15 protein-coding genes and 1 pseudogene are annotated in these 14,233 nt (G+C 34.8%); 12 read left to right on the top strand and 4 right to left on the bottom strand.

Annotated features, from left to right (window positions below; genetic code table 11):
• Nucleotides 1-2: 2 nt before the first annotated feature.
• The 6 genes from C2I06_RS10510 to C2I06_RS10485 all read left to right on the top strand — a co-directional run bounded on the left by C2I06_RS10510 (nt 3) and on the right by C2I06_RS10485 (nt 6,379).
• Nucleotides 3-932 carry a peptidase U32 family protein gene (locus C2I06_RS10510; RefSeq protein ID WP_123258029.1) on the top strand — a complete coding sequence of 310 codons (930 nt, stop codon included), beginning with the start codon at nt 3-5 and terminating at the stop codon, nt 930-932.
• A gap of 21 nt (nt 933-953) precedes the next feature.
• Nucleotides 954-2,222: a peptidase U32 family protein gene (locus C2I06_RS10505; RefSeq protein WP_123258028.1), complete on the top strand. Its 1,269-nt coding sequence runs from the start codon at nt 954-956 to the stop codon at nt 2,220-2,222.
• A gap of 5 nt (nt 2,223-2,227) precedes the next feature.
• Nucleotides 2,228-2,863: a uridine kinase gene (udk, locus tag C2I06_RS10500; protein ID WP_095331717.1), complete on the top strand. Its 636-nt coding sequence runs from the start codon at nt 2,228-2,230 to the stop codon at nt 2,861-2,863.
• A gap of 411 nt (nt 2,864-3,274) precedes the next feature.
• On the top strand, nt 3,275-3,751 hold the full coding sequence (gene greA, locus C2I06_RS10495) for a transcription elongation factor GreA (RefSeq protein WP_047944032.1): 477 nt from the start codon (nt 3,275-3,277) through the stop codon (nt 3,749-3,751).
• Between the two features lie 95 nt (nt 3,752-3,846).
• Complete coding sequence (locus C2I06_RS10490; protein ID WP_095331719.1) at nt 3,847-5,610, top strand: peptidoglycan D,D-transpeptidase FtsI family protein; 1,764 nt, start codon at nt 3,847-3,849, stop codon at nt 5,608-5,610.
• 130 nt (nt 5,611-5,740) lie between these two features.
• Nucleotides 5,741-6,379 carry a DUF1510 family protein gene (locus C2I06_RS10485; RefSeq protein ID WP_095331721.1) on the top strand — a complete coding sequence of 213 codons (639 nt, stop codon included), beginning with the start codon at nt 5,741-5,743 and terminating at the stop codon, nt 6,377-6,379.
• A 43-nt stretch (nt 6,380-6,422) separates the two neighbouring features.
• On the opposite strand, the gene C2I06_RS10480 is transcribed toward C2I06_RS10485, so the two are convergent.
• Nucleotides 6,423-6,635 (bottom strand): YrzA family protein, encoded by a 213-nt coding sequence (locus C2I06_RS10480; protein WP_095331723.1) that lies wholly within the window; start codon nt 6,633-6,635, stop codon nt 6,423-6,425.
• Nucleotides 6,636-6,866: 231 nt separating this feature from the next.
• On the opposite strand from C2I06_RS10480, the gene C2I06_RS10475 reads away from it, so the two are divergent.
• The 5 genes from C2I06_RS10475 (at nt 6,867) to C2I06_RS10455 (ending at nt 10,832) form a co-directional block, all read left to right on the top strand.
• On the top strand, nt 6,867-7,517 hold the full coding sequence (locus tag C2I06_RS10475; protein ID WP_123258027.1) for a class I SAM-dependent DNA methyltransferase: 651 nt from the start codon (nt 6,867-6,869) through the stop codon (nt 7,515-7,517).
• Between the two features lies 1 nt (nt 7,518).
• A complete protein-coding gene (mtnN, locus tag C2I06_RS10470) occupies nt 7,519-8,211 on the top strand; it encodes a 5'-methylthioadenosine/S-adenosylhomocysteine nucleosidase (RefSeq protein WP_095331727.1) in 693 nt (230 codons plus the stop codon).
• Nucleotides 8,212-8,348: 137 nt separating this feature from the next.
• Nucleotides 8,349-9,272, top strand: a complete 924-nt coding sequence (gene cysK, locus C2I06_RS10465; protein WP_123258026.1) for a cysteine synthase A — start codon at nt 8,349-8,351, stop codon at nt 9,270-9,272.
• Nucleotides 9,273-10,406 (top strand): bifunctional cystathionine gamma-lyase/homocysteine desulfhydrase, encoded by a 1,134-nt coding sequence (locus tag C2I06_RS10460; RefSeq protein ID WP_095331729.1) that lies wholly within the window; start codon nt 9,273-9,275, stop codon nt 10,404-10,406.
• Between the two features lie 186 nt (nt 10,407-10,592).
• Nucleotides 10,593-10,832, top strand: a complete 240-nt coding sequence (locus tag C2I06_RS10455; RefSeq protein ID WP_095331731.1) for a YrhC family protein — start codon at nt 10,593-10,595, stop codon at nt 10,830-10,832.
• 248 nt (nt 10,833-11,080) lie between these two features.
• Here the strand turns inward: C2I06_RS10455 and C2I06_RS10450 are convergent.
• A pseudogene (locus C2I06_RS10450) lies at nt 11,081-11,428 on the bottom strand (sigma-70 family RNA polymerase sigma factor); the annotation flags it as partial.
• A 348-nt stretch (nt 11,429-11,776) separates the two neighbouring features.
• Between C2I06_RS10450 and C2I06_RS10445 the strand changes: the two are divergent.
• The gene (locus C2I06_RS10445) at nt 11,777-13,708 is read left to right on the top strand and encodes a fructose-1,6-bisphosphatase (protein ID WP_095334342.1); all 1,932 of its coding nucleotides are present in this window, start codon (nt 11,777-11,779) and stop codon (nt 13,706-13,708) included.
• Between the two features lie 202 nt (nt 13,709-13,910).
• Here the strand turns inward: C2I06_RS10445 and C2I06_RS10440 are convergent, their stop codons facing one another.
• The gene (locus tag C2I06_RS10440) at nt 13,911-14,048 is read right to left on the bottom strand and encodes a YrzI family small protein (protein ID WP_082138421.1); all 138 of its coding nucleotides are present in this window, start codon (nt 14,046-14,048) and stop codon (nt 13,911-13,913) included.
• Between the two features lie 22 nt (nt 14,049-14,070).
• Nucleotides 14,071-14,223, bottom strand: coding sequence for a YrzI family small protein (locus C2I06_RS10435; protein ID WP_095258116.1), 153 nt, complete (start codon nt 14,221-14,223; stop codon nt 14,071-14,073).
• Between the last annotated feature and the right edge of the window lie 10 nt (nt 14,224-14,233).

Genomic DNA, 14,233 nt, shown 5'->3' with positions numbered 1-14,233 from the left:
GAATGAAAAAACCGGAATTACTAGTAACGCCAACCAGTATAAACGATATAGAGCCGCTTATTGATAATGGAGCAGATGCTTTTGTTATCGGAGAACAAAAATTTGGTTTGAGATTAGCCGGTGAATTTAATCGGGACGATGTAAAAAAGGCGATTGAAATCGCACACCAAAGAGGGAAAAAAGTATATGTGGCTGTAAATGCAATTTTTCATAATGATAAAATCGAGGATGTAACAGAATATCTGCGGTTTTTAGTGGCTGTAAATGCGGATGCAATATATTATGGCGATCCAGCTGTTTTAATGATTGCCAGAGAAGTTGTGCCAAATATGAAATTGCATTGGAGTACAGAAACAACAGGGACAAACTGGTACACATGTAATTATTGGGGACGCAAAGGTGCAAAAAGAGCGGTCCTAGCAAGAGAAATTAGCATGGACGCCATCATTGAAACAAAAGAAAATGCAGAAGTGGAGATTGAAATCCAAGTTCATGGAATGACGACGATGTTTCAATCAAAACGTACTTTACTAGAACATTACTTTCAATATCAAGGGAAAGAAGTGGAATTGGAAGCAAGTAAATCAGATAAGAACTTCTTTCTGCATGATAAAGAAAGAGAAAATAAATATCCAATTTTTCAGGATGAAAATGGGACACATATTATGAGTCCAAATGACATTTGTATCATTGATGAGCTTGCAGATCTATTGGATGCTGGCATTGATTCTTTCAAAATCGACGGTCTTTTGAAAGAACCAAGCTATATTATTGCCGTTACTGGACTATATTATCAAGCAATAACTTTGTATTTAAATGATCCAGATCGATATGAAGAAGAAAAAGACCATTTACTTGCTGAGATAGAAAAAATTCAACCACCTAATAGACCATTGGACACAGGATTTTTCTTTAAAGAAACGGTTTACTAAACAAGTGGAGGAGAAGGGAAAATGACATTAGTTAAAGATCCTATTTCTGAAATAAGAGATGGAAAAAGAGTAATTGTAAAGAAACCGGAACTGCTAGCACCTGCTGGTAATTTAGAGAAATTAAAAATTGCTGTTACATACGGTGCAGATGCTGTCTTTATTGGTGGACAAGAATATGGGCTTCGTTCGAATGCTGGAAACTTCACTTTTGAAGAAATGAAAGAGGGAGTGGAGTTTGCTAAGAAATATCAAGCAAAAATATATGTTACTACCAATATATTTGCACATAATGAAAATATTGACGGTTTAGAAGAATACTTACTGGGCTTAAAGTCAGCAGGTGTACATGGAATTATTGTGGCAGACCCATTAATTATCGAGACATGCCGTAGAGTAGCACCCGAAATAGAAGTGCATTTAAGTACACAGCAATCTCTTTCTAACTGGAAGGCAGTTCAGTATTGGAAGGATGAAGGTTTAGAACGGGTTGTGCTTGCCCGTGAAACAAGTGCAGAAGAGATAAAAGAAATGAAAGAAAAAGTAGATATCGAAATCGAAACATTCATTCATGGCGCAATGTGTATCGCATATTCTGGTCGTTGTACATTGAGTAATCATATGACGGCTCGAGATTCTAACCGCGGCGGCTGTTGTCAATCATGTCGCTGGGATTATGATTTGTACAAGCTAGATGGTGCGGAGGAAAAGCCTTTATTCTCTGAAGGTGATGCTCCTTTTGCGATGAGTCCAAAAGATTTAAAGCTTATCGAATCTATTCCACGTATGATTGAACTAGGCATAGACAGTTTAAAAATTGAAGGTAGAATGAAATCCATTCATTATATTGCTACAGTTGTTAGTGTTTACCGAAAAGTGATTGATGCCTATTGTGCAGATCCAGATCATTTTGTCATTCAAGAGGAATGGCTTAAAGAACTAGATAAATGTGCAAATCGAGATACAGCACCTGCTTTCTTTGAAGGTCAGCCAGGGTATAAAGAGCAAATGTTTGGAAATCATAGCAAAAAGACCACTTTTGACTTTGCTGGTTTAGTGCTCGATTATAATGAAGAGACAAAAATAGTAACATTACAACAAAGAAACTTCTTCAAACAGGGGCAGGAAGTGGAATTTTTTGGTCCGGAAATTGATAATTTTACAATGGTTGTTGATAAAATTTGGGATGCAGACGGAAAAGAAATCGATGCTGCAAGACATCCTTTACAAATTGTTAAATTCAAAGTGGACCACCCTGTTTATCCAAATAATATGATGCGAAAGGAGCTTTAATAAGCATGCAGCCGAAACCAGTAGTTATTGGTGTCGCAGGTGGCTCCGGATCTGGAAAAACAAGTGTGACCAAAGCTATATTTGACCATTTTAAAGGACATTCGATTTTAATGATCGAACAAGATTATTACTATAAAGATCAATCTCATTTACCATTTGAGGAAAGATTAAAAACGAATTATGACCATCCGTTAGCATTTGATACAGAATTATTAATTGATCATATTCAAAAATTATTAAATTATGAAGCAGTGGAAAAGCCAGTATATAATTATGCCATGCATACCCGCTCCGATGAAACTATCCTAGTTGAACCTAAGGATGTAATCATTGTGGAAGGTATCTTAATATTGGAGGATGAAAGTCTTCGTGATTTAATGGATATGAAGTTATTTGTTGACACAGATGCGGATTTACGTATTATCAGAAGATTAATGAGGGATATCAAAGAAAGAGGAAGAACGATTGACTCTGTAATTGAACAATATGTTAATGTAGTTCGTCCCATGCATAATCAATTTATTGAACCAACAAAAAGATATGCAGATATTATAATTCCTGAGGGCGGTCATAATCACGTAGCCATTGATCTTATGGTTACAAAAATTCAAACAATTCTTGAACAAAAATCACTTTTATGAAACAATAGAAAGTATTCATGAAAAATTTCTGGGAAATAGGCTGTTCCATTATAGACAGCCTATTTTTCCAAATATGGATTATGCAAGAAACCAATGGGTTAAAATAATGGGATAAATAAAAGAGCTCTCTGTAATGATATTTGATAATTTTTATCCTATTGTTAATTTCATAAAAATAATCATTCTTTTAACAAAAATCGCTAATTAGTGAAAAAATGTTAAATCATTACAGGCAATCTAATAGAAAATGCTTTCTTTTTTCTTCAATCCGTATTAAACTCATTCTATTAGAAAAAAAAGCGCGTCCATTTCTAAGATGTCGTGCTATTATCTTTAAATACATAATTATTAGGGATTTTACAAATAGTTTCATGGCTATTCATTAATCCCATACTTGAAGGAGTGAAGATTTTGGCAATCGAAAAAGAATTTCCAATGACATTAGCAGGTAAAGAAAAATTAGAACAGGAACTAGAACAGTTAAAAACAGTTAAACGTAAAGAAGTTGTAGAACGTATTAAAATTGCACGTAGTTTCGGTGACTTATCCGAAAACTCAGAGTATGATTCTGCGAAAGAAGAACAAGCTTTTGTAGAGGGTCGTATCACTACGATCGAAAATATGATTCGAAATGCAAAAATTATCTCGGAAGATGAGTTAGATCGCGACACTGTTTCACTTGGTAGTTCTGTTACATTCGTCGAGCTTCCAGACGGTGAAGAAGAAACATATACAATCGTTGGTAGTGCGGAAGCAGATCCATTCGAAGGGAAGATTTCAAACGATTCTCCAATCGCTAAAAGCTTAATTGGCAAAAAAGTTGGCGATAAAGTAATTGTACAGACTCCAGGCGGAGAAATGAATGTACAAATCGTTACAATTAAATAAGTAATTTAATGGAATGGATAACGGAATAAAAAGTTATCATGGACTTGTTTATAAATGGGACACCTCGTCAACACTTTTGATGAGGTGTTTTATTTATGTGGAGAAAAAGAATAGTTGGCATCGGTATCCTTTTTTTATTTGCTTTATGTATATTGCTAGGAAGGCTAATACAAGTGCAGTTAATAGAGACAAATCATTTCACTAAGCATAATATTAATTTGGTGGAAGCAAGTGTAAAACAAAGATCACAAGAAATGCTTTTGGACAATGGTCGGGGAACCTTTCTTGATAAAAATGGAAATTCGCTAACACATCAGACAAAAGCAGTTTTAATATTATTTCCTTTTTTAAAAAAAATGGATTGGGATAGCAAAAAAGTAGCGGATATTATTGGGACAAGTGAATACAATGTAAAGAATAGTATTATCGATGCAAAAGATCCGGTTGTTTTTGGAGGAAAGAAACCATTGGAATTAACAAGCAGGCAAATGTCTGCTATCAATCAGCTGAAGATTCCAGGTGTTTTTGCCGCAGAGAAAAAGTTTCATATCAATAATAGTATCGCCGAACAACTGCTAGGGATTACTGGTCAAAATGAAGAGCAATTAGGAAAGCGATATCCTGATAGAAAGCTAGGAGGTTCTACATTAATTGGTTTAACAGGCTTAGAAAGAAGCTTTGATGAATTTCTTTTGCCTGATGGCGAATCGAAGCTTGTCTATCATGTAGATGCAAAAGGAGGACCACTCTTTGGCTTAAATGTCAAATATGTAGAACCTGCAAATCCGTTTTATCCTGTAAATGTCCGCACAACCATAGACACAGATTTACAGCAGATGGCAGAAGACTTAGTAGATGAACAAGGCATAAAGAAAGGTGGACTAGTTCTGTTAGATCTAGAGGATAATTCGATTGCTGCAATGGTTTCTAGGCCGAAGATAAATGCAAAAGATCCTTATCAGACAGATGGAGTTAATAACTATATGCTAAAACAGCAGATTGTCGGCTCTGTCTTCAAAACAGTCATTGCAGCAGCTGCGATCGACAATAAATTGGATGATAACAATAAGCAATATGATTGCAGCAAGAAAATCAATGGCGAAGAGGACTTAACATATCAGCATGGAATGTTAAATTTTACAGATAGCTTTGCAGTTAGTTGCAACAATACCTTTGGGACAATAGCGAAGAAGTTAAGTGATATAGATGAAAATTTAATCGAGGAATATGCAGCTAAATTATCATTGACTAGCCTGGTGGGGTGGCGAGGCAGTGTTTTTCATTCCCCTGATTTTAAACAATTTAGTGGCGAAGAAATGGGAAGAGTGTTTTTGAATGAGGAGGCGAAAAAGGATAAGAACTATGTTGCATTAACGGGAATCGGACAGCATGAGGTACGGGTTACACCATTAGAAGTGGCAAATATGATGGCGACTATTGCTAGAGGAGGAGAAAAGGAAAGTGTCAGAGTTGTTTCAGATATTCAATACAAAAATGGCACAACCTTTTATTCCTTTGATAAGCAAGAGTTAGATGGAGGAAAAATATCTCCTTATACCGCCTCAAGGCTCCAAAAACTTTTAAGAGAAGTTGTTACAAACAATAAAGGAACTGGCAGATGGTTTCAAGATCTTCCCTATGAAATTGCTGGAAAATCAGGAACGGCAGAAACAGGCGTATATAAAGAGGAGAAGCAGTTACATAATAAATGGTTTGCAGGTTATTTTCCTTATGAGAAGCCTAAATATGCCTTAGTAACAGTGAATTTAGATGTTTATTCAGACGAAGGCGGGGTCAACCAACTATTTGCAGAGGTAGTTAAAGGAATCGATAAAAAGCAGCAAAATGCTGCTCGCTAGTACGCCAATAGGATCTTGCTTTTCTAAAAGTGTACTGCCATGTTAAAATATGTACAGTGAAAGAAGAAAAGTGAGAGTTAAATCAACTTATATAAAGAGGAAATGGAAAGAAAATAGGAGGAGAAACACCTTGAGTAATGAAATAAATAATGAAGGTAAAACGAGATATGCACAACGTTCTAAAAGAAAGAAAACGAATCTTATTTTAAATGGATTAATCGTTGCTGTGATTTTACTAATTGTATTTGTATCATATTCTATTTTTCATACAAATGATGAAAAAAATACAGCTAAAAATAAAGAAAACGAACCGAAATCAGGTCAAGAAGTATCGGATGAGAATAAAACAGCTGCTTCGACGACTAAATCAGATAATAAAGAGGAGAACACTACTTCAGAAGAAGAAAAAGAATCTGATGGGGAGGAAATTGTCACAGAAGGTGGCAGTGACTCGAATGTTATTAAAACGATTGAGAATCCTTCCTGGAAGCCTGTTGGAACATCCCAAACAGGGGAGCATGTAGCTACTTATTCAGAAGGGGCAGACTGGAACGAACAAATTAAAGCATTATCTTATGCAACCGGCTTAGATAGCGGGAATATGACTGTTTGGTTCCTTGGTAATAATAATCATGATCCTCAGAAGTCTATTGGAACAGTATCATCTAAAGATAAATCTGAAAAATATAGAGTATATATAGAATGGGTAGATGGAAGTGGATGGAAACCAACGAAGGTAGAAGAAATAAAAGACTTAAATATTCGTTAAACTCGAACTGGAGAATCAAGCTCCAGTTCTTTTTTATTGTTTTTTAAAACTGCTTTTTCATTTTAAAATGGACAACGGCGGTGTAATAAGGCCGACCATTCTCTAGTAAAGTAACTTGATGGGAGACAGAATGAACAGAAAGCAATATAGCTTTATTGACTTCTACTTGTTCATTGATTTTTTTCTCGATTGCTTTTAGACTTTCTCCTTCAAAAAACTCTACCTTATCTTCTATCATTTCTAATTGGATATTCATGCTTAAATCTTCCTTTCTTCCTAACAGTAAAAATATCATAACATAAGGAGACAATGGATTAATATTAATACATAAAAACAGTCTGATAAAGATTGAAAATAGGGAATAAACTTACTATTTTTTGCATCTTGATAACAAAAAGAAAGATATGATAAATTAAGAACAAGAAATATTTAAAACCATAGTATACTTATAGGAATTATATATTTAAGAAAACAGGGGTGCAATGCTATGGGAAAAGAGTTTCTTGAGATTTTTGAACAATGGGCGGATTCTTACGATGACAGTCTCACTAACAATAAAGAATACGAAGCTGTTTTTCACAAGTATGATTATATATTAAAAATGGTAGCAGAACGTGCCACAGGGCATGTTGTTGAATTTGGGCCTGGTACAGGAAATTTAACTGTTAAACTGATTGAAAAGGGTTTAACGGTTACCGCCATAGAACCATCGCCTGCAATGAGGAAGTTGGCGAAGGAGAAAATTAATGCAAAAGCAACCATAATAGATGGGGATTTTCTTCACTTTAAGCTAGATCAGCAACCAGATACCTTTGTAAGTACTTATGCTTTTCATCACTTAACCGACCAAGAAAAAGAAGAAGCGATTAAACAGTATAGTAATCTCCTCCCTTTAGGTGGTAAAATAGTGTTTGCAGATACCATGTATGTCACTAAAGATGCGTACGATGAGGCAATTAAGAATGCCAAGGAAAAGGAGCATCACCATTTAGCAGAAGACTTGCAAAGAGAGTATTATACAACAATCCCCTTTCTAACGGAAATTTTAGAGAAGTATGGTTTTTCCGCATATTTTAAGAAGTTGAATGACTTTGTATGGATGATGGAAGGGGAAAAAATAAGCGAAAGAGGTAAGTGAATTGAAAATCGCAATAATCGGTGCAATGGAAGAAGAAGTAACTTTACTACGTGAAAAAATAGCAAATAAGAAAGAACAGACAATCGTTGGATTTCAGTTTATTGAAGGTGAATTATTTGGGAAAGAGGTTGTTTTACTTCGTTCTGGCATAGGAAAAGTGAATGCCGCAATGAGTACAACGATTCTAATGCAAACATTTAAACCAGACTATCTAATCAATACAGGTTCAGCAGGAGGATTAAATCCAACTCTTGAAGTAGGAGACGTTGTTATTTCGAGTGAAGTACGTCATCATGACGTAGACGCCACTATTTTTGGTTATGAATACGGCCAAGTTCCACAAATGCCAGCAAGCTTTAAGGCGACTGAAAGATTAATTGCTGCAGCAGAACAAAGTGCAAAGGAAATTGGCAATCATTCTGTAGTGACAGGTTTAATTACAACTGGTGACTCTTTTATCAATCAACCAGAAAAGGCAGCCTTTATAAAATCAAAATTCGAGAATCTGCAAGCTGTTGAAATGGAAGCAGCTGCAATCGCTCAGGTTGCTTATCAACATAATATTCCATTTGTTATTATTCGCTCTTTATCTGATATTGCTGGGAAGGAATCCCATTTATCTTTTGATCAGTATTTAGAAAAAGCGGCTGTCCATTCAGCAAATCTAGTGTTAGGAATCGTTGAGAGAATATAAAGAAGAGCAGAAGGGGAAACCCTTCCTTTCTTTTCTTCTAAATGCAAGTAAACAACTAAGAATAATAAGTTATAGAGAAATTTTTGTCTAGAAAGAAACTTGTTATATAGGGGAAAAATAAGTGGGTGGTGTGGAGTTTGAATGTTTATCGAAATGTGCATGAGTTAATAGGTCATACACCAATGCTTGAATTGACTCATTTTTCATTACCTAAAAATGTTCATTTATATGCAAAATTAGAATTTTGTAATCCGGGTGGAAGCATAAAAGATAGACTGGGTTATGAATTAATTCAAGAAGCGTTAAAAAGTGGAAAGCTTACTAAAGGTGGTACCATTATTGAGCCTACGGCAGGAAATACAGGTATTGGGTTAGCTCTTGCCGCATTAAATACAGGAATAAAGGTAATAGTTTGTGTGCCGGAAAAATTTAGTATCGAAAAGCAGGAAATTATGAAGGCATTAGGGGCGGAGATAATTCATACGCCTACTTCCTTTGGCATGCAAGGGGCAATTGAAAAAGCGAAAGAATTGCAGCGGAACATACCTAATGCTTATGTACCAGGACAATTTGAAAATGAAGCAAATCCAAATACTTATTATAAAACACTGGGGCCAGAAATATGGGAGCAATTAAATTATCAGGTTGACGTATTTGTTGCTGGTGCTGGAACAGGTGGTACTTTTATGGGAACAGCCCGCTATTTAAAAGAACTAAATCCAGCTGTCAAAGCGGTAGTAGTAGAACCAGAAGGCTCTATTTTAAATGGTGGGAAAAGTGGACCACATAAAACGGAAGGAATTGGGATGGAGTTCATCCCAGCCTATATGGATACCAGCTATTTTGATCAAATTTCTACCGTTTCTGATGCAGATGCATTTGAGTATGTGAAGCTTGCAGCTCAAAAAGAAGGTTTGCTTGTAGGAAGTTCCTCTGGAGCCGCTTTATATGCCGCTGTACAGGAAGCGCAGAAAGCAGAAAGTGGCAGTAATATCGTTGTGGTTTTTCCAGACTCTAGTGATCGTTATATGAGCAAAAAAATATTTGATGGAGGGATTTAAATGAAAAGAAAAACAAAATTAATACATGGTGGAATTCCTGGAGACCCGCACACAGGAGCAGTGAACATTCCGATTTATCAAGTAAGCACATATAAACAAGACGGTATTGGCAATCATAAAGGCTTTGAATACTCTAGAACTGGAAACCCTACTCGCCATGCATTAGAAGAGCTTATCAAGGATTTAGAAGAAGGGAAAAGAGGCTTTGCATTTAGTTCTGGTATGGCAGCAATCACTGCGGTTATGATGCTATTTAAGAAGGGGGACCATATCCTCTTAACAGACGATGTATATGGGGGAACCTTCCGTGTGATGACAAAGGTTCTGAATAAGTTTGGAATAGAGGCAACCTTTATCGATACAAGTGATATTAACAATATCCAAGAGGCTATAAAAGAAAATACAGTAGCTTTGTATATTGAAACACCAACAAATCCATTATTAAAAATCACAGATATTGAAGCCGTTTCACGGATTGCAAAAGAAAAGGGATTATTAACGATTGTTGATAATACTTTTTCTACTCCTTATTGGCAAACGCCATTAACATTGGGAGCAGATATTGTCCTTCATAGTGCCACAAAGTATCTTGGTGGTCATAGTGATGTGGTATCCGGGCTTGTTGTTGTAAAGGACGAAAAATTAGGAGAAGAGCTTCATTTTGTGCAAAATTCAACTGGTGGAGTGTTAGGACCACATGATTCTTGGCTATTAATAAGAGGGATGAAAACACTAGGAATTCGAATGGAAGAGCATGAAAGCAACACAAGGCAAATCGTTAGTTTTCTAGAAAAACATCCAGCCATTGCAAAAATATATTATCCAGGACTGCCTACACATCCAAACCATGAAATTAGCAAGAAACAAGCACATGGCTTTGGAGGAATGGTAAGTTTTGATGTGGGAAGTGCAGAGAATGCTGATAAGCTTTTAAATAAAGTGAAATATTTTACACTTGCAGAAAGTTTAGGAGCTGTAGAAAGTCTAATCTCTGTTCCAGCAAGAATGACACATGCCTCCATTCCGCCTGAAAGAAGAGCAGAGCTAGGGATAACAGATGGTCTTGTAAGAATTTCTGTTGGATTAGAAGATATAGAAGATTTAGTGGAAGATCTAAAACAGGCATTACAATAATGATCGACAAGAGATTTACGGATAGGAAACCTATTTGTAAATCTCTTTTTTTTATGGATGAATCGTGATGAAGCGCAATAATTTTTTTTTCCATAATATCGCAATTTAGCTATTGATTTCATAAAGCTTAATCTACTATTCCTATGTTATGGTAATTATATAGTTTAGTAGAAAGTAGGGGAAGAAATGGAGAAAAAGATAAAAATTTTAACAGATAAGATATCTGATTATCAGCAATTTGGCACCGTTTTGCTAGCTGTTGGAGCATTTTTTTATATAGGAGTAATTATTCCTAAAATGGATAAGGTAACAGGTTATAATGAGGGCATGCTTATTACTTCGATTGTCTTCTTAAGTGTTTCGATTTTATTCTTTGCCAAAGCGAAGAAATTAAAAAAACTTTTGGATGAATGGAAAGAATCGTGATGGAGAGGAATAGGATGTTAGACAATGAGATGCCAGCTAAAGCAACACCCGAACTTATAGGAAGTGTGGAAACTTCGTATAATTGTTTGGGTTTTTTATTTGTTTAAAGATTGCTTTATGATGTTTGTTGTTATCACGATCTGCGCTTGAAAGGAAGAGGGAGAAGGTAACAGAGTGATTGCTGATCAAAGAAAAGAGACTTGGGATTACTCTTTTTTATTTAATTACGAGCCGCTCTACCCTATTGTAATAAGGATTTCATTCTCAATACATCGGGCAGCATAAGTAGCTAATTTTGTTCCTTTTCCTTCAGAAAAGCTTTCTATCCCTTTTATTAGTCCAATGGTTCCAATCGAAATTAGATCCTCTGAATCTTCACCTGTATTTTCGAATTTTTTTACAATATGAGCAACTAAGCGTAAATTATGCTCTATTAACATATTTCTTGCATGCGAATCTCCTTCAGCCATCAATCGTAAATATTTTTTTTCATCACTCGCTGATAATGGTTGGGGAAATGCATTATTCTTTACATAGGACACAAGAAAAACTAATTCTTTGAGTAAAGCTCCAATTGACAATAAGATTCCAGACATTTTTCCACCTCCACATTCAAGGACATTTGCCTATACTTCATTACTATGTGAAAAGAGAGTAGGTTTTGCATGTCCAACCGACAATAAACTTTGGAAAATATATTTTATTTTGGTTTATTGTCTGCATATTGTGGGTAGTGTCAGGAAATACCTTTCTACGATAAAAAAGAGCTGTAAAGGTTCGATTTGCTGCTAGTAGTTCACAGGCTGAACATAGAAGAATCTCCCAGTTTGCTACGAGGCTACGTTTTATTTTCCATTTATTATTAAAATCTTATTAAATTCTTTTTATTACCTTGTATAATACATATATTAATAACTTTTTTCTATTACTCGGAGGTGGACCAAATGGATACGAAATATTTAGATTTGCTTACAGAAAAGTATGATTCGGAAGAAAAAGTAGTAACAGAAATCATCAATCTGGACGCAATATTAAATCTTCCTAAGGGAACGGAGCATTTTGTCAGCGATTTGCATGGTGAGTTTCATGCTTTTCAACATGTATTAAGAAATGGTTCAGGAAATGTGAAAGAAAAAATTCGCGATTTATTTAAAGATGAGCTTTTAAGTGCTGAAATCGATGAATTCGCCACTTTGGTTTATTATCCAGAAGAGAAATTGAAAAGAATAGTGAATTCATTTATACATACGAAAGAACTAGATAAATGGTATGCAGATACCATTGAAAGAATGATTCGCTTAGTTTCTTATGCATCCTCCAAGTATACCAATTCCAAAGTTCGTAAAGCATTACCACAACAGTTTGTTTATATTATTGAAGAATTATTATATGAAAAAAATGAATTAAATAATAAAACAGATTATTATTCAAGCATCATTAACAGAATAATTTCACTAGGACAAGCTAATAAACTAATTATCGGACTTTCCTATACTATTCAAAGACTGGTTGTCGACCATTTGCATGTTGTTGGCGATATATACGACCGGGGGCCTTATCCTGATAAAATTATCGATACATTAATGGATTATCATTCCGTGGATATCCAGTGGGGTAATCACGATGTTCTATGGATTGGTGCATATGCAGGATCTAAAGTCTGTCTTGCTAATATTATTCGGATATGTGCAAGATATGATAATTTAGATATTATTGAGGATGCTTATGGGATAAATTTACGTCCACTCTTAAACTTAGCAAATAAATATTATAAAGATAACAAAGCTTTTCGTCCAAAAATGAATGCCAAAGAAAATACAGACGAAAATATTTTACAAATCACAAAAATTCACCAAGCTATTTCTATTATTCAATTTAAACTTGAAATACCTATTATTAAAAGGCGACCTGATTTTCAAATGCACCACCGCCTGCTTCTAGAAAAAATTGATTATGAGCATAATACCATAGATTTAAACGGTAAAATTTATTCGCTTGAAAATACCTGTTTTAATACAATTGATCCGAAAGATCCATCTCTCCTTTTAGAAGAAGAAGAGCAAGTTATTAATAAACTGCTTTTTTCGATTCAACATTCTGAGAAACTAGCAAAACATATTCATTTTCTTATAAATAAGGGGAGTTTATATTTAAGATATAATAGCAATTTATTAATCCATGGTTGTATTCCATTAAATGAAGATGGATCAATGAAATCGATGCGTATAGACGGAAAAGATTATCGAGGAAAAGAATTATTTGATCTATTTGAATATTATTTACGTTATAGCTTTAATCATCCTGAAATAACTGATGACTTTGCAACAGATTTAGTTTGGTATTTATGGACTGGGGAAAATTCCTCGTTATTTGGCAAAAAAGATATGACTACATTTGAACGTTATTTTATTAAAGAAAAGGAAACACATAAAGAAAAAAAGAATCCTTACTACTCCTTACGGGAAAACGAAGAGGTCTGCCGCCATATTTTGGAGGAATTTAATTTAAACCCTGATCAGGGGCATATTATAAATGGTCATACACCTGTTGCAGAAATTAATGGAGAAAATCCAATTAAAGCGAATGGAAAAATGATTGTGATAGATGGCGGATTTTCCAAAGCCTATCAATCTAAAACAGGAATTGCCGGCTATACCTTATTATATAATTCCTATGGCATGCAATTGGTTGCCCATAAGCGCTTTACTTCAAAAGAAGATGTGTTAGAAAATGGCACCGATGTCTTATCGGTAAAAAGAGTAGTAGACAGAGAATTAAAACGGAAAAAGGTACTTGAAACAAATGTAGGGCAAAAGTTACTTGAGCAAATGAATGATTTAAATCGATTATTAGAATATCGCTATCTAAAAAAATAAGAAAAGAACAAGCAGTGTGGCTTACTGTTTCCCACTGTTTGTTCTTTTCTTATTTCTTCATGCTTGGTGGCTTGCTACATTATATCTCTTTCCCTACGTTAGTCTGTGTCTTTATCCGCCCATAAGATTGATTGTCGACTCTGTAAAATAATTAAAAACATTTTTATCCACCTCTCCTTAATTTTTATTTTTTTCTATTTTTTTAGAAACGTATGATTGAATATTGTTTTCTTCTATTTTCTTCCATGATTTCTTCAATCATTTGCTGATGAGTAATTTCTTCGGCTGTCATCTTTTTGGGATGAACGGTAATGGTAAAAAACAGCATATTTATTATCATAGTTAATACCTCCTATTTATTATTAGTAATGGAAATTTGAAAAATATCCAGAACGAATTTGCTTTGTTTTCGTTTCTTCGAATATTTGCTCGATCTCCTGTAAATGATTCTGTTCTTCTTCCGTCGGTCTTTTCCTATTTATAGTTATGGTAATAAAGAAAATATTTAAGGTCATGTCTTCACCT

This window comes from Niallia circulans, assembly GCF_003726095.1.
GTDB classification, from domain to species: Bacteria; Bacillota; Bacilli; order Bacillales; family Cytobacillaceae; genus Niallia; species Niallia circulans_A.
The sequence above is the reverse complement of the archived record's forward strand: the minus strand, read 5'-3'. Positions and strand labels throughout refer to the sequence as shown.